We start from the raw sequence: 23,398 nt of genomic DNA, 5'->3' as shown, positions 1-23,398 counted from the left end.
TGTTAGAAGAGCGTTTCAGCAAGTTGGACAAGGATGGCGCGATTATCGTGTATTGTGGCTCCGGTGTGTCCGCCTGCCCGAACGTGATTGCACTCGAAGAAGCGGGATACACGAATGTGAAGTTGTATTCCGGAAGCTGGTGCGACTGGATTAGTTATGAGGAGAATCCGGTGGCTACCGGGGAAAAATAACGTATAGTACAAGTGATAAAAAGCCCGCGCAAAGCGCGGGTTCTTTGTGTTAGGGCTTGGGTGGTTTACCCTCGGTACATTAGTGTTCTGAGATATTCCGAAACAATTAGAGGCACTCTCAATTCATTTCACGGCTGTCGCTATCATCCGGAACAAATTCCATAATGTCTCCCGGCTGACAGTCTAAGATTTTGCAGATCGCTTCCAAGGTAGAGAAGCGAATCGCCTTCACTTTCCCCGTTTTCAGATTGGACAGATTGACATTTGAGATCCCAACCTTGTCTGCCAGGTCATTCAATTTCATTTTTTTGTCGGCCAGAACTCGGTCGAGACGTATAATAATCGGCACTGTCATCAGTCTCCATTCTTATAAAGTCGAATCGTGCTCTTCCTGCAGAAGAACGCCATATTTGAAAATCTCGGAGACGAACAGCACTAGTATGCCGATGATAATTCCGATTAAAGAGATACCGCCCAGATTAATTGAGAAGATACGAGTAACGAACAGGCAGATCAGAATGTTGAGAACGAGCTTAGCCAGTAAAGAATACAGGATAACGACGATTCCCAGCTTTTTTAGACGGGTGGCATTCGCCTGATTAAACGGGCTGCTTCCGCTAAGTATGCTACCTATTATATTGCGAATCTGACCAATCGAGTAGATGTAAGTAATGAAGATAAGCGTAGTGTTGGTCAAACTGACGACCAGATAAGCAGTCTTGGCATCGAACATATCGGGATTGATCGGTTGAAAATAAGTGAAAGGCAACATAACGCTATTCGTCATCGTATCCGATAAATGTACTGAAAAGAACCAGTGCGCGATTCCTTTCTCTGCAGAAAACAGTTCCTGAAGTTTTAATCCAATCCAGAGTTTGAAACAGACCAACGCAAATAGCAGCCCGATTCCTCCCCAGTATCCGATCATAAGTGCAATGTGCATTCTTTTGAATCCAGGTTTGGCTTTAAATTCAATTCCGTTCATACGCAATCTCCTTTTCTTGTGAACTTACAATATATTCTAAATAATAAGTTTACGAAATACAATAAATATTTAATGATAAACATTAATTATAAATCAAAGAGCGGCTCAAAACTGTTTGATAATAATCAACTGGCTAGCACGACTTCGTACGGACAAGAAGGAAAAGCTCAAGTCCCCCGATGTAATGACCGACGGTTTTGGGAGTTGAGGGAATTATCTGAGGAGGCAGATTGGTTCTAAACCTAACCAGTTGTACTTCCATTTATATCCCCCCCTCACAACTCCTCTGGAAGTGATTTCTAGCATAATAAACAGCCGGAGCGACTGGATTAGTTATGAGGAGAACTCGGTGGCGACGGAGGAAGAGGATTAAGACGTATAGCAGTGTATTGAAATGAATACATCGCCAGGTGGCTTATCTGCCCCGGCGATGTATTTTTCTATGTTCGGAGTCAACATCGAGTTAACAACACCATCCTGTAAGTATTTACAAGCGCACAGAAGTAGACATCTAGTGGCAGCGTTTTTAAATTCATGATAATAGAAAAAACCGTGATGGACGTCTGTCCACCACGGTTGAATCATGAAATCTATTATTGCTTTTTACTTAACGATACACTTGCTGTTAACGTCTTGTCGATCGTCGTCCAGTTTACATAAGCACCTAGTATTTCATTAATAACCGAAACCGGAACTACGGTTTCCCCATTTAACAGCTTTGGTACTTTACTATTAAACACTAGTTTATCGTTAATTGAATACACATCTGAACCAATTTGAGCACTAATATTTTTCGTGCCTAATTTGATTTGCGTTGTACGCGTCTTATGATCCCATCCTACTGTGCCGCCCAATAGCTCCGAAATGGTTCGAATCGGTACGTAGAACTCATCGTTATGAACAACCGGTTTGATTGTCGTACCACCTACATTCATAACAACATCAACATATTCAAGGAAATCGGTCTTTCGAATGAGTCCATGAACGCCTTTTGTTCGGTCCACGACCTGAGATACTTCGTAATCCGTTGCGGCCGATAGGTACGCATAAGCTACACTTCTATCCATATCAAGCTTATCGGATAAAAATTGAATCGATTCACGTACTGATTCTTTCATTGCTTCATCCAAATCAGGGTCCAGTCCAATTGGAATCCAATAATCCTCTGTTTCAGCAAAGGGTTGCGTGAATTCTCCACTATGTGGGAGTGATGGATCACCTTTCTTTAACACCGTTAACCGAACTGTCCCCCTTAAGGAAGCTTCCAATGCAGTTAACGCCACTTCTCCATCTCCTTGAGCAAAGTGTGGATCTCCAGTATAGAATAGCCCACCTTTAACTTGAATCGGATAATAAATAGTTGCACCAACACCCAACTCATTAATATCCATATTCCCTCCTGTTTCAATAGGTGGGATGGAACTCACAACCTCGCTGGTATTTGGCGCAACCCCCATAACACCTAGAAACGGGTTAATTGGGAAACGTACATTTTTGCCAGCTTTTGTTGGTAATACCCCATACCAGTTGCCGTTGATTTCTTCAATGGGCGTAAATATAGAGACATTATTATATAATTTCGGTTTTGTTGCGCTGGCTTCCTCTTGTGGGCCTGTATTTTCTGGAAATTCGTTTGGAAGGGCACCTTTACCATGGCGGTTAGAAATGACACCATATGGAACTCGAGTTTGCAACGAAAGCACTTCTACTTTAAGAACATCTCCTGGCTCCGCTCCCTCAACCGCTACTGGCCCAGTGATAATATGAGGTCCGTCTTTTACAAAATCATGCTTAATCCCAGAAGCTGTAATTGCCTTCGCATCATCCAACACTCCATCGGATGAGATACCGAATTTGCCGAAGTACTCCACTGGATTTCTCCCTTGATCCTCCATCAGTCCCTCATGCGATACCGTGTCAAATGTTACAGCACTTCCTGATGGTACAGTAAGAATCGGAGAGCTGTCTCGATTAGGCAGGGATCCCCAGCGAATGTTCTCAATCGCAGACGTTACATAATAATCACCTTCAACCTTCTCAAGGGTTGTTGGTTGCAGTGGCATACTAAAGCCCACTGAAGGTAGAGCACATGTAAACATACCTATAATTCCTAGTGAAACCCCAAATTTTCTAATGGTTCGGTTAATAAACATAACGTTCCCCCTCTATACTATGTAATATTACCTAACATAAATACACACTAACATATAAATACATTTACAACAATATTTTTTTGTTAGAAAAATTAACATTATATAGCTGTATATCAAGAGTGATATTATAAACACAAACAACATGTCAGTATACTTATCATATGAAAGCCGTTTGAACATACAAAATTAAGTTGCAGAAAAATGATGTATTTCTTTCATGTATCTGATCCCGCCACAGGCATACTCCTGCACTTCGGTTAAGGCTTAAGCACTTGTACGCATGTGATTGCGCTGGAAGAAGCGGGATATACGAATGTGAAGTTGTATTCCGGAAGTTGGTCGGATTGGATTAGTTATGAGGAGAATCCGGTGGCTACCGGGGAAGAATAAGAACTAAGAGCCCGCGTCAAACGCGGGCTTTTTTTGTGCTTTCATTATATCCATGTAGAATTTTAGATGCTTAAATTTCCGACTTCTGTAACGCTCAGATTCAGCTTATGTTTTCGGCATACCTCGTAAAAATCTTTTGAAATAATGGGTTTGAAGATATTTATATAATCCAACATAAAAAATTCATGCTCGCCAATTCGCTCTTCATGAAGGCAAATTTGAGATACAACTTTGACGATCTTACGTGGAGGCTGTTGTACAGATGCAGCAATGACCGCTTTGCGCCCATATTTCGAATTTTCATAATCGAAAACATCCAAGCGATCAAGTTGATGTACCGTCCAATAGGTTTTTTCAACCGAACGACCGTCGTGGTAACACACAGTTGTCGGAATAAACTGTATGTTTGTTTTAGTTTCCTCCAACAGCGCTTTAAAACGATCTGATACGTGTCTCGTTCCTGTGATCGTCTCAAAATAATCTACTTTCAGGTTGCGCACCGTAGACAGTAACTCAACCTCTGCCGTTGTCCCCTCTGGCAGCGGATTCTCTATCGCCACATAATTCATACCTAATTCGGGAGTGAAGGTCGTGCCGCCACTAATAAACCCTCTACGTGGATATTGAGATTCCAGAAAATAATAGTTCATAGAATGAAGTCTCCTTTCCGAATTAAGTGCTTTTCAATCAATTATGCGGGGCAAAAGAATTAAGCAGCTATGCACTATGTAATATGGAGTACATCTGTCATGTGGCGATGTACTCTTTTGTCGTTTTCGTATGGTCCTAAAATCGGGAGAGTCGACAAGGTTCTAATTCAATTCTTGATTCCCGATTGATGATTTCACTTGCAGCCAGACGTGCAATCAGCGGCGCCAGCGTAATTGCAGAATGCATCACGGTTAGATAAAGTCCTTTTACGTGATCTTGGAAACCCACAATCGGATAGCCGTCTTCAGGCATAGGTCTCAACCCGACCTTTATGCTTTCCAGTTCCAGGTGATTACCATCTTTCAGACTGCGACGCAACGTGTCGAACGCTCGCTTACCAACCGCCTCTGGTCCGTTTTCCTCCGACTCGTCGATATAATCTTCCGCATCCAGCAGCGTATAATCTGTCAGTTGACGCGCTTCAAATTGCGCATTTGAGATTAATGTATGTATCAGTTTATTTGCAGTTTTCATCTGAATCAGAATGGAAGGTGACGACGTTACCGGCACGTGACAACCTAACGGGTTACAAAGTTCGGGTGTACCTGTTCCTGCGGCCAATACCACGACATCAGACTCCACAAAACCCTTGGACGTATGAACGCCAACCAGGTGGGAACCCTCTTGCTGTAGCTGTGTAACGTTGGTGCCAAACTGAATTTTTGCTCCGTACGATTGCGCTTTGCTCAACAACAGCTCCGTTACCGCTATAGGGTCCACCGCACCTTCTTCGCTAACAAATATCGCTTCATCCAGATATTCCTTCAGATTCGGCTCCAATGCCTCAAGCTGCTCTCGGTTTAATTTTTGAAAGTGGGGTTGCTCCCTGAGGGGTGGAGTGCCCCAAGTTAGCGCTCCATGCCAATGAATTTTCAGTTCGGGTAACTCTTGCTGAAGCGTATGATATTCTTCCAAAACTGCATCGTACAAATGCCAGTAATCGGGAGCTACCCTATGAGTCGTATGTATCCAGGCAAACGATTTTTCCGTGACTTCACGCGCCGCTGCAGGATGTCGTTCAATGACAGTTACATCTTGATTTCGTTTGGCCAGATGATAGGCCATGGATGCCCCGACAATCCCTGCGCCAACAATCACAATTTTTTGTTTAATCAATAATGACTCCTCCGTTTTCACCCTATTGTAACATAGGCGTTATGATACTTAGGTGTTATAACATATGAGCGGAGCTGGAGCGACTCAAATAGTTGTACAGAAAATCCGGGTATTGTTGAAGAGGACTAACTGGAGGTAAAGCAAGTACGCTAGCCAATAATGTTGCAATTTCAATCCACTGTCGTATCCTTCCAATTGACTGCAATACGAATTAGGATGGACAGGATGCACACCGTATACCAGACGGAGCCTGCAATCTGAACTAATGTACTATACTCTACTGATGCGCTCACATATAGACAGGGACCTCTCCGCCATGATCGGCAAGGGGTCCCTGTTTCTGGACTTGATATAAAGCGAAATTAAGTGATGGTAAGACTTCCGCTTGCATATCCGGCTATGGTTGAAGCCACATCAATTCCGGCTGTTATTGATGCTGAGAAGACCATAAGCAGGCGGTCACCGGCGGCTACTGGAATACTCAGTCCTGTGGTCAATCCGCTGGATATTGTGCCCAATGACAAAATGCCGGTCAGTGGTGGAGCCAAGGTTACCAATGCACCAGGTACAGCCGTAAAGGAGTTATTAGGTGTAGTCGAATGGTATAATTGTGCAGTAATGGTTACTGTAGATCCAACCAAGCTAAGCCCAGCTGTTGTACTGAAATAAGCGGCCAGTGAAGTAATCGTTCCTGCACGCGATGCCGAGAAAGCAAAGTTAAGCAAGGTGCCTGCAGCGCCTGTGAGATCAATAATCCCTCCGTTAACACTTATTCCTGTAGCATTGTTGCCAAATCCAACTAAACTGGAGGTATTCAAAAGTCCGCCTAATACCGTAGTCAACGCAACAGGCAGTCCTGATGCGTAAGGTATGATCGCTCCAGAACCTGCTGCCCCTGTAGCTCCGGTTGCCCCTGCTGTACCTGTCGCTCCTGTAGCTCCGGTTGCCCCTGCTGTACCTGTCGCTCCCGTAGCCCCCGTTGTACCCGGTGTGCCTGTCGCTCCCGTTACTCCGGTTGTACCTGGTGTGCCTGTTGCTCCCGTTACTCCCGTTGTGCCTGCGGTACCTGTTGCTCCCGTTACTCCCGTTGTGCCTGCGGTACCTGTTGCTCCCGTTACTCCGGTTGTACCTGGTGTGCCTGTTGCTCCCGTTACTCCAGTTGTACCTGGTGTACCTGTCGCTCCCGTTACCCCAGTTGTACCCGGTGTGCCTGTCGCTCCCGTTACTCCGGTTGTACCCGGTGTACCTGTCGCTCCCGTTACCCCAGTTGTACCCGGTGTGCCTGTCGCTCCCGTTACTCCGGTTGTACCTGGTGTGCCTGTTGCTCCCGTTACTCCCGTTGTGCCTGCGGTACCTGTTGCTCCCGTTACTCCCGTTGTGCCTGCGGTACCTGTTGCTCCCGTTACTCCGGTTGTACCTGGTGTGCCTGTTGCTCCCGTTACTCCAGTTGTACCTGGTGTACCTGTCGCTCCCGTTACCCCAGTTGTACCCGGTGTGCCTGTCGCTCCCGTTACTCCGGTTGTACCCGGTGTACCTGTCGCTCCCGTTACCCCAGTTGTACCCGGTGTGCCTGTCGCTCCCGTTACTCCGGTTGTACCTGGTGTGCCTGTTGCTCCCGTTACTCCCGTTGTGCCTGCTGTCCCTGTTGCTCCCGTTACTCCCGTTACTCCCGTTTCGCCTGGTGTACCTGTTGCCCCCGTTACTCCGGTTGCACCTGGTGTGCCTGTTGCTCCCGTTACTCCGGTTGTGCCTGCGGTACCTGTTGCTCCCGTAGCTCCAGTTACACCTGGTATGCCTGTTGCTCCCGTTATACCGGTTGCACCTGGTGTGCCTGTTGCTCCCGTAGCTCCGGTTGTGCCTGTAGCTCCAGTGCTGCTTGGGATTTCACTCAGTAATTCCGAAGAAACTAAACGATGGGTTGTTACCAAAGAGCCTGTGCTGCTCTTACCCCACACTGATACTTGAACAGGATCATCAACCATAGCTGTTGTTGTGAAAGTAAACTCGAAGGCATCAAAATTGGCATAGTAGCTGTTGGTTATCACTTGACTTGGTGCGATGTCAAAAGATTCACTGACATACAAAATCCTCAATCCACCACTCATGTAATACCCTTGTATCTGTATAGTTGAGGCTGTCACATCGCTGCGGTTATCCATTCTGACAGTAACTGACTGAGTCGGTCTAACACCACTAACAGAATTATTTTCTAACGGCCCTGTTGATAAAAAGCTCATCGTTACTCTCCCCTTTCTTTTGAGTAGATTTTATCTGCTAGATGTTTTTAACTGTTTTTTCGTGCTCCACCACCCGGTGTGCATCTACCAATTGTCCCGACGCTTGTTTGCCCCATACTGAGATCCCTACTTCTTCCGCACCTTCTGTACTGGTTTCAAAAACAAACTCAAAAGCATCTAAGTCTGCAAAATAATTTCTGGTCAGTGCTTCGTTAGGTGCAATACTGATCATTTCACTCACATACAGCGTTCTTGTTGTGCTTAGCACATACCCCTGAACGGATACTGTTACAGAATCAACAGCAGTTCGACTTACCAATCTAATTGTTACCTGTTGTGTCGGTCTAACACCAGAAACCGGATTGTTTTCGATCGGCCCAGTTGATAAAATAGCCATCTTCCCCATCCCACCTTTTTATGAACCTCTTACTCTCTTAAGCTCACATGAATAGTAATATTCAAACATTAAAACAACGGTGTGGACAAAAGACAGGCGTCAATTCACCATTATTCATAAGGCATATAAGATTAAGGCAAGAAACAATATATAAATTTCGTAATCTTGCGTTTAAACAAAGGGGTAATATGAATATGATGAGGGATGAGTGGCAGACCATTTCATTATTAAAAGAACTCAAAAGAACCTTTTCCAACAATCGGGAACAAAAAGATGATTTAACATAGCTTTATACAACAAACCAGCCTTGTGTAGTCTCGTGTTTTCGTGTCAAAAGGGCTGTCCCAAAAGTCATACTCATGACTTTTGGGACAGCCCTTTTCATAGTTATTTAGGTTTAATCCATCTGACACACGTTTTTTGCTCCCGTTTGCACTGTTCTGAATTATAACTTATTTTAACGACTGCATCGCTCTGTTTAAATCGATAGATTCCCCACTTCATTCTGATACTCATAGATATAACGGATATAATTTTGTGCGCTTTGGTTAATTTCTGCATCAGTAGCTTGGAATGAGGCACCAAAGACTGCAAAATACGGTAACGCTACGGCGCCAACATGATTTATGCTGGCTTTGAAAGGGGTAACTACCTCATCTACGGTAAAGGACACTGAACCATCCCTCGTGTAATTTTCCTTCTTATCACCAATGGATATAGCCAAGCCCATCTTTTTCCCATGCAGTTTGTTACCTGTTGATCCGTACGCCCATCCGTAAGTAAAAACATCATCTAACCACTTTTTCAACAAAGGTGGATAGCTGTACCAATATAACGGAAACTGCAAAATAATATGATCATATGCTTCGAGTAACTTCTGTTCTCTGGACACATCGATGTTCCAATCAGGATAGGCTTTATAAATCTCATGAATTGTAATATCAGAGTGTTGCAGCAGCTCCTTTTTCCAGCGTTGATTTACTCTTGAAACCTCTATATTGGGATGCGCCAGAATGACGAGTGTTTTCATAATTAACATTCCTTTCGCGGTTCAGCTATAGGCTTTTTTTGAATATGGCCATTATCATATAAGCCTGAAAAAAAGAAAATACACACCCGAAAGTAAGATGGTTACTTCAGAGTGTGTATGGACTTCATCAGCCATATTGTGAGAAAATGAATAGTTATACCGCATCAACAAGATCTAACACGAACGAGGTGATATGTCATGAAGCAATATAACCTGGGAATCGAAGCGACACTCGAAATTATTGGCGGCAAATGGAAAGCGCTAATCATATGTTTATTAATGTCTGGTGTGAAAAGGACAGGCGAGTTACAGCGCAGTATAGACGGTATCTCGCAAAAGGTCCTGATCCAGCAATTACGCGAGCTTGAAAGAGACGGCCTTGTCAGAAGGCATGTTTACCAACAGATGCCGCCCAAAGTCGAATACAGTCTTACAGAGTATGGAGTAACCGCCAACAAGATCGTGGATGTGATGTGCTCATGGGGGCGGGAAAATATAACATTAAGGCAACAACAAGGAGAAGACATTATACTATTGGAAAATAAAGAGCCTGCTTTTTGAGCTGGAATCTTTAGCCGACACTTTGAGAAGAAGGAGCACGTAAATTGAAAAACTATCTTGTATTCGGTGCTAGCAAAGGATTAGGAGATGCATTTGTCAGGGGTGTACCTGAGCAAGGTGATAAAGTCTGGGTCGTGTCTCGCACGAAACCTGATAACTTGAAACTAGACGATGGAGTAGAACGCATATGGATACAGGCAGATCTGTCTAAGCTCCATGCATCCGAACAGATCTGCGATGCGCTTCAGAACGAGACTTTGGATGTTCTCATTTACAATGTGGGCATTTGGGAAAAAGAGGGTTTCGAGGACCATTATACGTTCGATAATGACACCCCCGCCGACATCAGTAATCTGATTCATGTGAATTTAACATCTGCTATTATAAGCATTCAGGCATTATTGCCCCACCTTAGGAAATCAACAGCAGGCAAAATCATTCTTATTGGCTCGACTGCGGGTCTGAGCAATGCGAACAGTACTCAGGTATCTTTTGTGGCCTCCAAATTTGCCATTCGTGGGGTTACAGAAGCCTTGAGAGAACATACAAGAAAAGACCGAATCGCGGTTACGTGTATCAACCCGGGAGAACTCGCAGCCGAAGTTCCATATAAAGATGGCATTGACCGCGCTCTTTCCGAATATAATGGTACACGCATCCCTCTTCAGGATATGGTTTCTATCGTAAAATGCATCGTCAGCCTGTCCAATGCAGCCTGTGTAAAAGAAATTAATATTCCGGCAATTACGGATATAAACGCTTAATAAAAATTCAAAATGGATTAATAAATCTCCGTGACAACCAGAGACAAACAAACATTAAGAGCGCGTTTGAAACGTGCTCTTTGTGCTGCAATAAGGTAGTTAACATTTTATAAAATGGACTAAAAGATGCTTAAATTCACTTCATTTAAAAAAAACGTCACTATACTTTAGTCCTGTCCTTACTGGGCTAGGGTCTTGGACAAAGACTGGGCTTGAGTTTGTTCTGATTATGGTAAATCCACTGCTATACTGCAAAGCGATATACATATTTTGATAAAAGGAGCTATCACAATGAGAACAAATTTCAGCACCATGCCCAGCACGAGATCAGAGGAGGAAAAAGTCCAAAAAGCCAGGCGAGGACTGCTCGTTTTCTTTGCCGTGCTCATCCCTCTCTCCATCCTTAGTTATGTACTGATCATGAAAGCACCGATTTTCGGTCTGCTTCTCATGTGGACACCCGGCTTGTCCTCTATCTTCGCCCGTGTAGTACTTCGCGAAGGCATCTCGGATATTTCCTTGCGGTTTGGTGGGAAGCAGACAGTGAAGTCATTGCCTTTCATCTTGCTTTTTCCAGTTGTTATTGGTTTATTTGCTTATGGAATCGCATGGATTACGGGGCTAGTTCAGTATGTTACACCGGACTCATTCATTGAAGGCCCATCTGGTGTTATCCTTGCAGGAACAATACTTTTTCAAATGTTTGTGGGTACTGCAATCGGTATAATCAGCAGTTCAGGAGAGGAGCTCGGCTGGAGGGGCTATATGCTCACTCGACTAATCGACGCCCGTATACCCAGACCCGTGCTGACGAGCGGAATTATTTGGGGTGTCTGGCACCTTCCCGTAATGCTTTTTGCGGATTATTATTCCGGTCCGTATCCTGCCTTATCGGTTATCCTGTTTATGATTTCAGTGACCTCGTTCAGTTATCTGATCAGCCGCTTGCGCTTAACAACGGGCAGCATATGGCCTGCAATTCTCCTCCATGCATGTTGGAATGCCGTGATCCAGGATGCCTTTGATATATCTTCCAGTGGCAAAAACGTTCTGCTATGGACTGGAGAATCCGGAATATTAGTGGCTCTCGCCTTGCTGATTGCAGCATGGATGATGTCGAGAAAGCCTCTTGTCATAAGACAGCTATAAGAAAAAATCTCTGAATCCAAATTCGGAGCAATGATGAAAATATGTTTTAAGGAAAAACATCCAACTTAAGAATGACAAAAGCCCGCAACGTAGCGGGCTTTTCGGTTTTTCATCCTTTATCGTTTATCTTTGACTTTCAGACTAGATCGCTTGTAAGTATGAATACTGGCAAAGTACATGCGAGCTTTTGTGCTTTTAGATATGTTTCATTTCCCTATTGAACAGCTCATCACTGACAAGTCACTTTGATGCTGTCATGCATTCCACCAGTGCCCGCAGTGAATAATCGGAGGTTGAACATAACAGAATGCATCCGGCTGTCTGTGGCAGTGCGGCGTCATCATAGGGATTGCGCAGCACCAGATTCAGCAATGGCTTAACCGCAGCCAAGGCCTCCGCCAGTTCCAGCTGACCTGTGAATAGATGGGCATTAAGGGTGCCCTGGATAACGACATCCGCATCAGCAGCTTGCTGTATCAGGGACTTTATCTGTTCGGCATCGGGCTTCATCGCGCAGTAGCACGTCTGCACAGCCAAGCCTTCATCCTTCAATTGGGAGGCTAACCTGATTTCCGCAGAACCGCTATTATCGGCCTGAGTCAGCTGCTCCTGCTGCGGCAGTATCAGCAAATATTTCAGCGAATCCTTGAGTGGCAGCAAACCCTGCGGGTCTCGGCTAACTTTCACAGTCATACGAGCCAGCTTCAGTGCCGCCTCTCCCCACTGCTCTATGGGAATCGGCTGTGCAGACGCCTGGTACATCCGGAATTGGTCATGCAGCTGCCGAATACGAAGAACCGACTCGTCGATTCGCGACTCGTGAATGCGCCCATCCCTTACAGCGGCCAGAATACCCGCGATGACCCGGCTCTGAAACTCCGGCGTATGGCACATCAGGATCATATCGTTCCCCGCCTGAACAGCCAGCACACCCACGTCTTCCGGGCTGAAATTTTTGCGAATTGCCCCCATTTCTATGTCATCGGTACAGATCACCCCCGTAAAGCCCAACTGTTTCCGCAGCAGTTCCGTGGCAAAAAAACGACTGAGTGAGGCTGGAAGTCCGCCGGATTCCGGAATGTTAGGAAACACCAGATGCCCCATCATGATTGAATCCGCCCCGGCTTGAATTGCCTCAACAAATGGAAGCAATGGCCCCTCCATCAACTGTTCAATCGTCAGTTCACATTCGGGCAGAACAATATGCGAGTCTCCGCTCACTTGCCCATGGCCGGGAAAATGCTTTGCCGTCACGGCCACTCCCGCTTCATGCATCCCCTGAATATAGGCGCGGCCGAATTGGGCCACCAGCTGCGGGTCCTCTCCAAAGGAGCGAACACCCACAACCGGATTATCTATATGCGTGTTCACATCCAGCACTGGTGCCCAGTTCATGGGAATACCAAGCGAGTGCAGCTCACTGCCGATGATTTTACCGAGCAAAAGAGCGGCTTCCGGATCTTCACTTAACCCGACTGCCCGGTTGCCAGGGACATAGGGAAAAAAGGACTTAAACTTGGACAAGGTGCCGCCCTCTTCATCTACCGAAACATAATAAGGCAAAAGGCTCCCGATATCTTCGGCTATGTTCTTTACTTCTGCAAGTAGCGCATGTGTCTGCTGCTCGCTCTCAATATTATGGGGAAAGATGCCGATGCCCCCAAATCGGTGCTGTGCCATTCTGCCGCGAAACTCCGGCTCGGCCCGAGTCGATGGTGTGCCTACTACGCACATCAGGGCTATTTTGTCTTCCAGACTCATTGCCGTCAGATCAGTTTGTGTATGGATCGCGTTCAGACCCAGTTCTTGATAGAGCGTGCGCTCCAGATAATCATGCAGATAGAACCTCGATTTCACAAAGTGCTCCGCCATATCAGAGGGCTGGTAACGCTCCAGCGCAGCCTTCATCCGAGGTAGGACCCCCTCACGCCCGCGGCGGTTTCTCGTATAATTGTTATGGAGTGAGCGCCACTCCGCATCGTCTCCGGGATACAGCTCCCAGCGGTAAGCATACTTATGGATCGCCCGTGAACGATCTGTCGCCACCTCAAAATCATGCATGATTGCAATCAGTTCCGCTTCTTCCCTGTGCTCCCGCACTTCGTCCATCAGCTTCCAGATCACATCATAATAATCCTCTACCCTATAATTGCCGAGAAGGTTGTGTCCGGTAACAGAATCAATGCCATGAAACCGTTCCAGAAATCGGTCGATGAAGGTGGTGGTATTCGCCTTTCGGTTCCAGGCCAAATCCGCGTGCAGCAGCATGGGGTACCAGGTTGTTTCGAAAATACCATATGGAACACCGAGGCTGAAAGGCCCCGTCCAGTTGGTAGCAACTACACAGCCAAGATTCAGTTTGTCGGCCGTCTCTGCCCACTGAAGCAAGTTGTCTGTCCGGTTCAGCAGTACCGGATAATTCTGATGTTCTGCCCAATCAAAGCTGCGGACTGCTGGCGCCCCCATAACTTCAATGCCGAGCGCCCTGAATTTATTGGCATGCGAAGTAACTTCCGCTTCGATATTGCGCCCGTTGTAGATCCAGATCATGGCGACACTTCGCCGATCCAGCTTAGCCAGTTCCTCTGGCGGGCATTTATCCAGCATGTCATGCCAGAAAATCGGCTGCTTTCCCCGTTCTGCCGTAAATGCAATCAGACGGTTCAAAAAGGCGATAAAAGCTCGTTCCCGCACGCCTCCAAACTCGATTTTGCAGCGTTCGCACTCGCATAGGCTGTAGACCTCGTCACACCCGAGGTGAATATAACGCGAATCCGGGTGGGCGTCGATCATCTCTTCGAGTAAAGTGGTTATCAACCCAAAGGTTTCCGGATGCGATGGGCAGATCTCCCCGGTGGACTGCTCTGTCTCGCGAAGATGCCGCCAACCTTCGTGGCGTAATACATATTCCAGATGTCCAAAGCTCTGCTGGAGCGGAATAATCTCTATAAAGTGATCGTGGGCGCTCCGCTTCAATTCTTCCAGCTGTGAACGACTTAACGCATGTTTTGGATGTGCGAACTCGGGATGCGACTGAAATGGGAACTTATCCTCATATTCAATCAAAATCGCGTTCGTCTTATAACGGGCGAATTCAGCCAAATACTTCGTCAACAGTTCCGGCTTGGAGAACGTCTGACGCAGGTCAAAGTTCATTGCCCGCATAGGTGTATCCGGCCAGTCGGTTATGGACACCGCCGGGATAACCCCATCGGGTCCATTCAGTTGTACCAATGTCTGCAATCCATAAAATAGACCCGCCGCATCCAGTGCGTAGACTTCAGCCCTTCCGGCCGACACCTCCAGCTTATACCCTTGTGGACGTCCGTCCAACCCAGTCAGATCCGTTCTGTCTTGTTGGATAAACGAACTGAAACTAGGGATGGTCGGGCTCTTCTGTTGTGTTCCCAGGACTTCATGAATGGCAGGGGCTCCATGTTCCTCATCGACTACCTGCTGCGTTTCCTGCCCTGAGAGACTTTCGATTATTAACAAATATCCCTTTTCTATTCTGGAGCATGTATATTCCATCCCCGGAAATGCCCGGCGACAATGAATTTCCAATCTGGGATCATCCTGTTCCATGAAAAGACTCCATCTTTCCTCGCCATTCAGTCGCAAGGCTTCTCCTTCGCTCGCTGCAATCTGCTTCGGTTGTGGTATCAAGCTCTGCATCGCTCTCCTCCTATTCTCAGCTCTGTGGACTGATCCGGCCATTCTTCCAGCACTGCAAGACACTTAACTTTCCACCATCCATGTTGAAGCTAACGATATCGGCGGGTGCTCCGACCTCAAGGCCAGCAGCCTGTTCAAGCCCAAGCAGCCGGGCCGGATGCACCGATGCACAGTCCCAGGCATCGGGAAGCCCGGACAACCCCGCTTCCACAAGATACCCCACCTGATCCGGAAGCATCATCGCCGAGCCAGCCAACAGCTCCGGCTGGCCAGCAAGGTGCAGCCGACCTTCCGCCGTCAATACCACATCTCCACCGATATGCAGGTGGTAGGAACCTGGTGGCATACCGCTCAACGAGACGGCATCGCTGACAAGAATGGCGCGATTCCGTTTCATCCGAAGAATTACAGCCAGCACGGACAGCGGAAGATGATGACCATCCGCTATCATGCACCCATACAGCTCATCGGCTGCCAGCTGCTCCCACAGATAGTTCGGATGACGAGGAAGCATCAGGTGTGCACCGTTACCAAGATGTGTAGACATCAATGCTCCTGCGGAGACCGCTTCCCTGATCTGCTCTGGCGTTGCTGCCGTATGTCCAATGGAGACAAGAATGCCGGATTCGCAGCACCGGGCAATAAATGAAGCTGAACCAGGCCACTCCGGGGAAAGGGTAATGATGCGAATCAACCCATCGGCGGCATCCTGCCAACGGCTGAGCGCCTCCCAATCAGGAGGAACAATATGCTGCCTTGGGTGGGCGCCGCGTGGGCCATTCTCCGGCGAGAGGAATGGGCCTTCCAGATGAATTCCCACAATTCCCTCGGCCTCATCCCGGTTCAGACGAACGGCTTTTGCAATGGCGGAAGCCGCCTCAGTCATCCGTTCCGAACTGTTCGTAATCAACGTCGGGCAATAGCTTGTAACACCTTGACTTTGCAGCTTCCGGGTCAGCTGCAATACCGTATCTGGACATAGCGGGGCTGTGTTCAGATCCAGCCCCCATCCGCCGTTCACCTGTAAATCCACCAGTCCAGGCGCAAGCCAGGGCAGGCAATCTCCGGGAGGCGACACTTCAAGTTCAGTAATAGCAGTGATACATCCCTCTCTGATCCCCACCACAATGGGCAGCCCTGTTCTGTAGTGCTTCCCGATCATTAACACGCTCACAGGCCGTAGGCTTCCCGGTCTGTGAACATCGTGATTCCGGGATGGGTACGCAGGATGGTGGCAGGACATGCCGTGCTGATCGGATCATGTAAAGCTGCCGCAAGTGCACGCCGTTTGGATCCCCCTGGCACAATTGCGAACAGCTCCCTTCCAGCCATCAACGTTGGCACAGTCAGGGTCAACGCCTCCGCAGGCACATCATCCAGATGGGCAAAGCAGCCATCGTTCACCTGCTGACGGCGACAAGCTTCGTCCAGTTTTACCGCTTTGACGATTCTCGAATCTTCAAAATCGGCAACAGGCGGATCATTGAAGGCGATATGCCCATTCTCTCCGATACCGAGGCAGACGATATCAATAGGAGCCGCACGTAGCAGGTCTCCATATCTCTGACACTCCTGCTCCACATCTTGTAGCCCATCCAACAGCTCCACCCGCCCAGGCTTCACCCGACTGAACAGCCGATCCGTTAAATATTGACCAAATCGCTGGGGAGCCTTTGGCGGCAGATACATATATTCATCCATATGAAAGGCACAGACCCTTGACCAATCGATACCTTGCTCCCGTACCAGACCTTCATACAATTCGTTTTGCGAAGGAGCAGCAGCGAACACCATGCGTACCTGACGCTCCGAATCCTGAAGCAGCTGTCTTAATCTGGCCCCAACCGCAGCCGCAGCCGCTGCTCCCATCTGATTCCGATCAGTATAAACCTGCACAGACATATGCTCAACGTTATGAGTCTTGAGCGGTTCCACCAAGTCATTCACATTCATGTGCTTCCTCCTCCTTCAAGCCACTTCTCGTCTGCTTGTTTAATTGCCGGCATTCAACATCAGCAGCGTTGTATGCGGCGAATCATGACCTGCTGCGTAGTAATAGCCATTGTAACGGATTCTCCGCGGTTCAAAACCAACCTGCCTGCCAGTTCCCACCGCTTCCGAGACAAGCGCCACACTCCCATCCATTCCTGTTGTCCCGCTGGTGTAACGCCCCGCCGAATAAGTAAATCTCCCCTCGACTTTCGCCCCCGAAATTATTGCGCCTGTATCATAATCTCTGACCTTCATGGTGACGGATACCCCTGATCCGCCATAGACCAGATTCATGTCCGTTACAATCAATGCCTTCAATGCGGTGCTGCCAGTGGTCGCCGACACTTCATCGGTGAGAGGCCCGATATTGCCACGCAGATCACGCGCCGCAATACGATAGTAGTATGTCGTATCCGGCAGCAGTCCCTTGTCCTGGTAATTCAGGGCGCGGGCGAGTCCAACGATATCCGCAGCGACAGGCGTGAACCCCTGCACGGTACTTCGGTATATCACATAGCGTTCCACTTCCATGTTATCCGAAGCCATTCCATAATCCAGATGTACAGTCTGATAATCAGTCGCCTCAATGGAAGGAACCCCTGAAAGGGCGGAAGGAGCTTCCTGATCATCCGGCGCTGTCCAAACTACACCGCCCGGCCCCCAATAAGAAGGAAGTGCCCGGTAGGAATCATAGTGATGGACGGCAATACCGCCAAAGGCGCTGCTCTGCCCGTAAGCTGCATATACCTTATCCAGCTCGGCTTCCATGTGGATACGCCCCTCCTCCCAGAAGGTAATGGTCTCCGGGTCTCCGCTATTGGCGATATCCAGCGTTTCCACACCAATCACCACGGAATTCGGCTTGCCGATCTGATCCGCGTAAGCCAGCTCTCCAGCAGCCCCGGCAATAATGCCAGCGGAGCCATCCGCCGTATCCCGGTAATCCATAATGGAGATATAGTCTGATATATCCTGAACATGCTCAGAAAGCCATTTGCTGGAGCCATTCCATGAAATATTCGCTGCTTGATCCGATGTGTCATACCACTTGGGCACAGCAGGACCGAACGGAAGCCAAATACCTGCGGTATCCCGGCGATCAATCATCTTTTGCAGGCCATCCAGGTATTCCTTCTGCAGGAAATGACTTGGGTCTTTAAAATCGGGAGAGATATAAGGCTCAATATCCACATTGATGCCATCAAACTTCTCCGTATCCCCCGCTGCAAGATTGTAATTGATCACCTGCTCCATTTCCTGCACAGCATGATGGTGATATTTCTCGTAAGCGCCCATATAGGCCGGTGTAGTGCCGCCTGCAATTAACGCATGCACCTGCAAATTTTTGCTGTGCGCCCAACTCACGAAAGAACGCAACTCGACTTCCTGCGCTTCCAGTGCATCGTATCCGGCATAACCGCCTACTGCAAGATATAGCGTCTGGACCGGTGTTTGGCCAAATGTCTGCGTATCGGTGATGAATGACTCCAGCACCTGGCGCGATCCAGGGTTCAGCAGCAGCTTATAACTCTCCGGTTCCCAGATCCACATGGCCCGCTCCTGTACAGGAAGAGGAACAGTAGTCTCATGCGTCCCGGTTCCAACCTGAGCATACACCGTCGGGCTATAACCATAACGCTCCGGTGCGCTGGCCGCTCTGGCCTCCAGACTGACCGTGCGATCGCCAAGTCCCGCCGTGTCCCAGGTGTATACATATGCAGGGCCTTGCTGAACAGCTTCCTCCCATGGCCCGCGGTTCACCCGAACCTCTACCAGCATGATCGGAAGTGGAGAGCTGGTCTCGACAGAGATCTCCACCTGGCCGCTAAGAGAAACGCCCTCAGATGGTCCCGTGATGGTTACTACAGGAACAGCACCTGCCGGGTTATTAACGGTAAGGACGGCAGCCGCTCCCCATACCCCGTAACGGGTGGACGTATCCAGTCCACGAACCACCAGTTCCACGGTCCCGTTATAAGCTGAGGTATCCAGCATATAAGACCATGTGCCGCTGTCATCCCCATCCGGATCATTTAATACCACTTCGAATTGAGCCGTTCCGTCCACAAACAGTCGAATGTCATACAAGTCGGTATAACTGCCCCCAATTTCCACCAGCCCTCCATCCGACACATACCCGCCCGCAGGCGCGTCCAGTGAAATTGAACCCGCCGCTTCTGCCTTGCCAGGGACAGCTATTCCAATCGTCACCATACAGATCAACAGAAACAATCCCAGTTTGAATCCGGAGTACACACGCAGATGCTGCTTTTTCATAAGCGAAGCCTCCTTTTGCCATTCTGTAATGGTCTAGGATTCCTGTGCCGTACATTCGCTCATTTCGCGCTCAGCTGAACATTCTGAACACGGTCATACGCTTCCTTATAGGTGTTCAGCAGCTTATCTACCCCAAGATTGTTGATTTCCTCTACATACTTCTCCCAATCCGCCAGACTCCGGGAACCCGTAACAAATTTGGCAAAGCTCTCGTCACGGTGCTTCTTAATCGCCTGACCGGTAATGGATATGACCTCATTTTCCACTTCTGTAAAAGCAGGTCTTGGCTGCATTGCGGGAGGATCATATTTGACCGCTTCTTCATAGGCATGCTTCAGATCGTCCGAGAACAGCGACAAGTGCGCGTTGAAATCAATCCAGGTATAGGTCCCGCTGGTCTGAAGCCCTGTCTGCTTGCGCATTTCAATGACATCGTTATACTCCGGCTTGAACTTGATCGTATCGCCTTCCTTTATAAAGGTCTCTCCTTCTACACCCCAGCTGCTGAGCGTACGTCCTTCCTCGGAATAGAAAAAGTCCATGTACTTCATCACATCATCAATGTTCTTGGAGGTCGAGGCCACCGTCAATCCGCCTTCCATATAATGAAAATACGGATTCAGCTGTTTGCCGCCTGAAATGCCTGCCGGAGGGGCCAGAAACTGCATGTTGAACTCCGGATTCTCCTGCTGCATGGCATTATTGAAAAAGTCAATCCGGCTGATATAATCAATGGTTACAAATGATTTTCCAGTCGAGACCATATCCTGCCACTGCTTAGTTTGCAATGATAAGAAATCGGGCGGGACCAACCCTTCATCGTAAAAACTTTTCCACATCCCTACCATGACCTTGTAGTTGTCTTCAGTCGGTCCATAACGCCATTCCTTCTGGTCAAAATCATAGTAGGCACCCTCACCCGTTCCGTAGTTCACCGTCATATTGGCATTCATCTCATCCGGGATCTGACCGTAGCGGATCGAGAGCGGGTAACTGTCCGGGTATTTCTCCTTCAGCTTCTTCAGCGCTGCATGCAACTCTTCATAAGTTGTTGGAACCTGAATGCCTTCCTTGTCAAAAACATCCTTGCGGTACATCCAGATCATACGATTCGTCTCGCCGAAGCCTTGATTGGGGAACATATACATTTTACCGTCGGCGGACAGGGCAGCCTTCGCTTCCTCCGGATATTGCTTCATCCACGCCTTCAGATTTGGCATACTGTCCATGTAATCCATCAGATCCACCAGTGCGCCCTGCTGACCAAACTTGTTCGAATCCTTGCGATTGGGCATATACATCAGATCAGGTAGCGCTTTGGAGGCAATCGCGAGGTTCAGGCTCTCATCCAGCTTGCCGGAAGGTGTCTGCACTTCCAGCGTGACGCCCGTCTTTTCCTTCAACCAGCTCCAAATGGGCCAGCTCTTGGAATAAGGAAAAGTGGCATTGTTGTCCAGCAGGGCCGTGAAGGTCTTTCCCGCCCCGGTGGAGTTATCGGTTATTCCGGTACCGTTTCCTTTGGTATCTGTTTGCGGGTCGGCACCCTTGCCGCCACTGCACCCTGCCACCATCGTTACTGCAATCAGCAGGGGAAGTATTACCAATTTCCATTTGCCCATAAGCTTCTCTCCCTTAATCTGAATTCGCGGTGCACTTCTTGCCTCACTTAACCTTTGACAGCACCAACCATGGCTCCTTTGACGAAATACTTCTGTACGAACGGATAGATGACCAGAATCGGCAGGGTTGAGACCATAATGGTCGCATACTTGAGCGATTCCTCCACCACCAGATTATCTCCCCCAATGGATGTTACGTCGCCTGAGCTTGCGCTGCCGGCCAACACGAGATTACGCAGCAGCACCTGGAGCGGAAACAAATCGGGAGACCGTAGATAGAGCAACGGAAAGATAAAGTTGTTCCACATACCCACGGCATAAAACAGGGCAATCGTGGCAAAGGATGCCTTGGACAGCGGTACAATAATACGTATGAAGATTCCAATATCGTTCAAACCGTCCATCCGGCCCGATTCCTCCAGCTCTTTGGGGATGCCTGAGAAGAACGTGCGCATCAGAATGAGGTTCCAGGTGCTAACTGCACCCGGGAGAACCATGCCCCATACGGTATCCACCAGATTCAGAGAACGGACCACCAGGAAGGTCGGAATCATCCCGCCGCTGAAGAACATCGTAATTACAATCAAGACCGTGAAGCTATTACGCAGTGCCATGTCTTTTCTGGACAAAGCGTAGGCTCCGGTGGAGGTGACCACCAGTGAGATCAGTGTGCCAAGCACGGTGTAAATGATCGTATTTCGGTAAGCCGTCCAGATTTGCGGATCGCCCAGCACCAATTTGTACATGCTCAGATTAAAACCCTTGGGCCAGAAGGAAATATTGTTTTGGATGACGTTTACGTTGCTGCTGAGGGAAACCGCCAGCATATGAAGGAACGGATAGAGTGTAACCACCACAACGAACAGCAGGATCAGCGATGCCACAACGTTAAACCAGGAAAATCGGAGTGAGTTCACGCCACACCTCTTTCTACCATAGACTGGTCTCACTTAATCGGCGACTGAGCCAGTTGGCCGTATAGATGAAAATCAGACTGATGACACCCATGAACAAATCAATGGACGCACCATAGCTGAAATTCCCCTGTACCATGCCCACCCTGTAAACATACGTGCTGATAATATCCGCTGTATCGTAGATCGCCGGATTCTGCATCAGGAAGACTTTCTCGAAGCCGATTTCCAGCACTTTGCCGATATTTAGAATCAGTGTAATGACGATCGCGGGAGATATACCGGGTAGTGTGACATGCCAGATTTTGCGCAATCGGCTTGCCCCGTCCATATCCGCGGCTTCATACAGCTGCGGATCGATGGCCGTCAGCGCGGCCAGATAAATAATGGTCTCCCAGCCGATATGCTGCCAGATTTCCGACAGGACGTAGATACCCCGGAACAGCCCGGGCTCATTCATGAAATTGATCGGTCCAATGCCGATACCTGCCAGCAAATTGTTAATGAGCCCTCCGGTTGGGGACAGGAACATAATCACCATACTCGCCACGATTACATTCGAGATGAAATGCGGCAGATAGCTGACTGTCTGTACAAAACGCTTGAATGCTGCCCTTCGCACCTCATTCAGCAGAATGGCCAGCAAGATTGGGGCTGGAAAGCCGAACACCAGCTTATACAGTCCCAGCAGAAACGTATTCTTCATCAGCGGCCAAAAATCAGGATTCTCCAGAAACATCCGGTAATATTTGAATCCCACCCAATCACTGGCCCAAATTCCTTTAAACAGATTGTAATCCTTGAACGTGATGACCAGACCAAACATCGGCGCATAGCGGAAGATCAAATAATACAGGAGGCATGGCAGGAATAGCAGCCATAGCGCCTTGTTCCTGTTCCAGGTTCTGATCAAACGCGACTTCCGCCGAGGCGGCCGGTGCGTTTCTTTTTGCGGTTTGCTTTGCATTACGCTAGCATCAGCCATCGGCATGCCCCCTCTTGCTTGATGAGTTAATTCGACTTTTATGTCAGCTAACTTACCCTGGAATTCCGGGGTTCGTATTCGAATTATAGCTATAAACCTTTAGAAAGCGCTATCTACATGTTATATAACTTTTCGCCTTTACTCCTTTTTTCCAGATATCCGCGTATAATTCAGTAAAAGTGTATATTGTTTGTGTCAGCTTTATGCCGCTATGATAGAATTAAACCACTCGATCCGGGGCTGTACTCAAGG

20 protein-coding genes and 1 pseudogene are annotated in these 23,398 nt (G+C 48.1%); 5 read left to right on the top strand and 16 right to left on the bottom strand.

What is annotated here, in order from left to right; genetic code table 11:
- Positions 1-191 (top strand): sulfurtransferase (locus CS562_RS32245; RefSeq protein ID WP_257219675.1); only part of this gene is annotated, 191 nt, incomplete at its 5' end.
- 118 nt (positions 192-309) lie between these two features.
- Here CS562_RS32245 and CS562_RS32240 read toward each other — a convergent pair.
- The 3 genes from CS562_RS32240 to CS562_RS32230 form a co-directional block, all read right to left on the bottom strand.
- Positions 310-540: a helix-turn-helix domain-containing protein gene (locus tag CS562_RS32240; RefSeq protein ID WP_099859416.1), complete on the bottom strand. Its 231-nt coding sequence runs from the start codon at positions 538-540 to the stop codon at positions 310-312.
- Between the two features lie 18 nt (positions 541-558).
- Positions 559-1,176, bottom strand: a complete 618-nt coding sequence (locus CS562_RS32235; RefSeq protein ID WP_099859415.1) for a DUF2975 domain-containing protein — start codon at positions 1,174-1,176, stop codon at positions 559-561.
- Between the two features lie 593 nt (positions 1,177-1,769).
- Positions 1,770-3,329: an acetamidase/formamidase family protein gene (locus CS562_RS32230; protein ID WP_099859414.1), complete on the bottom strand. Its 1,560-nt coding sequence runs from the start codon at positions 3,327-3,329 to the stop codon at positions 1,770-1,772.
- 261 nt (positions 3,330-3,590) lie between these two features.
- On the opposite strand from CS562_RS32230, the pseudogene CS562_RS33650 reads away from it, so the two are divergent.
- Positions 3,591-3,719 (top strand): annotated as a pseudogene (locus tag CS562_RS33650) (sulfurtransferase); the annotation flags it as partial.
- Positions 3,720-3,781: 62 nt separating this feature from the next.
- Here the strand turns inward: CS562_RS33650 and CS562_RS32220 are convergent.
- The 6 genes from CS562_RS32220 to CS562_RS32200 form a co-directional block, all read right to left on the bottom strand.
- Positions 3,782-4,369 (bottom strand): imm11 family protein, encoded by a 588-nt coding sequence (locus tag CS562_RS32220; RefSeq protein ID WP_099859413.1) that lies wholly within the window; start codon positions 4,367-4,369, stop codon positions 3,782-3,784.
- A 136-nt stretch (positions 4,370-4,505) separates the two neighbouring features.
- Entirely contained in the window at positions 4,506-5,546 is a 1,041-nt protein-coding gene (locus CS562_RS32215; protein WP_099859412.1) for an NAD(P)/FAD-dependent oxidoreductase, read from the bottom strand.
- A gap of 170 nt (positions 5,547-5,716) precedes the next feature.
- A complete protein-coding gene (locus CS562_RS33645) occupies positions 5,717-5,839 on the bottom strand; it encodes a hypothetical protein (protein ID WP_256716745.1) in 123 nt (40 codons plus the stop codon).
- Positions 5,840-5,908: 69 nt separating this feature from the next.
- Positions 5,909-7,783, bottom strand: a complete 1,875-nt coding sequence (locus tag CS562_RS32210; protein WP_099859411.1) for an exosporium glycoprotein BclB-related protein — start codon at positions 7,781-7,783, stop codon at positions 5,909-5,911.
- A 37-nt stretch (positions 7,784-7,820) separates the two neighbouring features.
- Positions 7,821-8,180, bottom strand: a complete 360-nt coding sequence (locus tag CS562_RS32205) for a hypothetical protein (RefSeq protein WP_076287995.1) — start codon at positions 8,178-8,180, stop codon at positions 7,821-7,823.
- Between the two features lie 478 nt (positions 8,181-8,658).
- Positions 8,659-9,210 carry an NAD(P)H-dependent oxidoreductase gene (locus tag CS562_RS32200; RefSeq protein WP_076287994.1) on the bottom strand — a complete coding sequence of 184 codons (552 nt, stop codon included), beginning with the start codon at positions 9,208-9,210 and terminating at the stop codon, positions 8,659-8,661.
- 198 nt (positions 9,211-9,408) lie between these two features.
- Between CS562_RS32200 and CS562_RS32195 the strand changes: the two genes are divergently transcribed.
- The 3 genes from CS562_RS32195 to CS562_RS32185 all read left to right on the top strand — a co-directional run bounded on the left by CS562_RS32195 (position 9,409) and on the right by CS562_RS32185 (position 11,684).
- Positions 9,409-9,771, top strand: a complete 363-nt coding sequence (locus CS562_RS32195; RefSeq protein WP_099859410.1) for a winged helix-turn-helix transcriptional regulator — start codon at positions 9,409-9,411, stop codon at positions 9,769-9,771.
- A 44-nt stretch (positions 9,772-9,815) separates the two neighbouring features.
- Complete coding sequence (locus tag CS562_RS32190; RefSeq protein WP_099859409.1) at positions 9,816-10,535, top strand: SDR family NAD(P)-dependent oxidoreductase; 720 nt, start codon at positions 9,816-9,818, stop codon at positions 10,533-10,535.
- Positions 10,536-10,826: 291 nt separating this feature from the next.
- Positions 10,827-11,684 (top strand): type II CAAX endopeptidase family protein, encoded by an 858-nt coding sequence (locus tag CS562_RS32185; RefSeq protein WP_099859408.1) that lies wholly within the window; start codon positions 10,827-10,829, stop codon positions 11,682-11,684.
- Between the two features lie 240 nt (positions 11,685-11,924).
- Here the strand turns inward: CS562_RS32185 and nagZ are convergent, their stop codons facing one another.
- The 7 genes from nagZ to CS562_RS32145 are packed head-to-tail and all read right to left on the bottom strand — an operon-like array spanning position 11,925 to position 23,146.
- Entirely contained in the window at positions 11,925-15,359 is a 3,435-nt protein-coding gene (gene nagZ, locus CS562_RS33640; RefSeq protein WP_246318211.1) for a beta-N-acetylhexosaminidase, read from the bottom strand.
- Positions 15,360-15,375: 16 nt separating this feature from the next.
- On the bottom strand, positions 15,376-16,533 hold the full coding sequence (locus tag CS562_RS32170) for an N-acetylglucosamine-6-phosphate deacetylase (protein WP_257219674.1): 1,158 nt from the start codon (positions 16,531-16,533) through the stop codon (positions 15,376-15,378).
- The gene (locus CS562_RS32165; RefSeq protein ID WP_099859407.1) at positions 16,530-17,312 is read right to left on the bottom strand and encodes a glucosamine-6-phosphate deaminase; all 783 of its coding nucleotides are present in this window, start codon (positions 17,310-17,312) and stop codon (positions 16,530-16,532) included. The genes CS562_RS32170 and CS562_RS32165 overlap by 4 nt, the downstream gene beginning before the upstream one ends.
- A 39-nt stretch (positions 17,313-17,351) precedes the next feature.
- A complete protein-coding gene (locus CS562_RS32160) occupies positions 17,352-19,628 on the bottom strand; it encodes an Ig-like domain-containing protein (RefSeq protein WP_099859406.1) in 2,277 nt (758 codons plus the stop codon).
- A gap of 59 nt (positions 19,629-19,687) precedes the next feature.
- Entirely contained in the window at positions 19,688-21,247 is a 1,560-nt protein-coding gene (locus CS562_RS32155; protein ID WP_099859405.1) for an extracellular solute-binding protein, read from the bottom strand.
- Between the two features lie 47 nt (positions 21,248-21,294).
- On the bottom strand, positions 21,295-22,164 hold the full coding sequence (locus CS562_RS32150) for a carbohydrate ABC transporter permease (RefSeq protein ID WP_072734581.1): 870 nt from the start codon (positions 22,162-22,164) through the stop codon (positions 21,295-21,297).
- Between the two features lie 13 nt (positions 22,165-22,177).
- Positions 22,178-23,146, bottom strand: coding sequence for an ABC transporter permease (locus tag CS562_RS32145; protein ID WP_083678786.1), 969 nt, complete (start codon positions 23,144-23,146; stop codon positions 22,178-22,180).
- Between the last annotated feature and the right edge of the window lie 252 nt (positions 23,147-23,398).

The organism is Paenibacillus sp. LK1 (assembly GCF_002750415.1).
Classification (GTDB): Bacteria; Bacillota; Bacilli; order Paenibacillales; family Paenibacillaceae; genus Paenibacillus; species Paenibacillus taichungensis.
The sequence above is the reverse complement of the archived record's forward strand: the minus strand, read 5'-3'. Positions and strand labels throughout refer to the sequence as shown.

Bases quoted from the DNA above. Each gene is read 5' to 3' on its own strand.
- nagZ (WP_246318211.1), bottom strand. From the start codon at position 15,359: ATGCAGAGCTTGATACCACAACCGAAGCAGATTGCAGCGAGCGAAGGA.
- CS562_RS32160 (WP_099859406.1), bottom strand. From the start codon at position 19,628: ATGAAAAAGCAGCATCTGCGTGTGTACTCCGGATTCAAACTGGGATTG.
- CS562_RS32155 (WP_099859405.1), bottom strand. From the start codon at position 21,247: ATGGGCAAATGGAAATTGGTAATACTTCCCCTGCTGATTGCAGTAACG.
- CS562_RS32235 (WP_099859415.1), bottom strand. From the start codon at position 1,176: ATGAACGGAATTGAATTTAAAGCCAAACCTGGATTCAAAAGAATGCAC.
- CS562_RS32165 (WP_099859407.1), bottom strand. From the start codon at position 17,312: ATGAATGTGAATGACTTGGTGGAACCGCTCAAGACTCATAACGTTGAG.
- CS562_RS32185 (WP_099859408.1), top strand. From the start codon at position 10,827: ATGAGAACAAATTTCAGCACCATGCCCAGCACGAGATCAGAGGAGGAA.
- CS562_RS32230 (WP_099859414.1), bottom strand. From the start codon at position 3,329: ATGTTTATTAACCGAACCATTAGAAAATTTGGGGTTTCACTAGGAATT.
- CS562_RS32205 (WP_076287995.1), bottom strand. From the start codon at position 8,180: ATGGCTATTTTATCAACTGGGCCGATCGAAAACAATCCGGTTTCTGGT.
- CS562_RS32145 (WP_083678786.1), bottom strand. From the start codon at position 23,146: ATGGCTGATGCTAGCGTAATGCAAAGCAAACCGCAAAAAGAAACGCAC.
- CS562_RS32195 (WP_099859410.1), top strand. From the start codon at position 9,409: ATGAAGCAATATAACCTGGGAATCGAAGCGACACTCGAAATTATTGGC.
- CS562_RS32200 (WP_076287994.1), bottom strand. From the start codon at position 9,210: ATGAAAACACTCGTCATTCTGGCGCATCCCAATATAGAGGTTTCAAGA.
- CS562_RS32210 (WP_099859411.1), bottom strand. From the start codon at position 7,783: ATGAGCTTTTTATCAACAGGGCCGTTAGAAAATAATTCTGTTAGTGGT.
- CS562_RS32220 (WP_099859413.1), bottom strand. From the start codon at position 4,369: ATGAACTATTATTTTCTGGAATCTCAATATCCACGTAGAGGGTTTATT.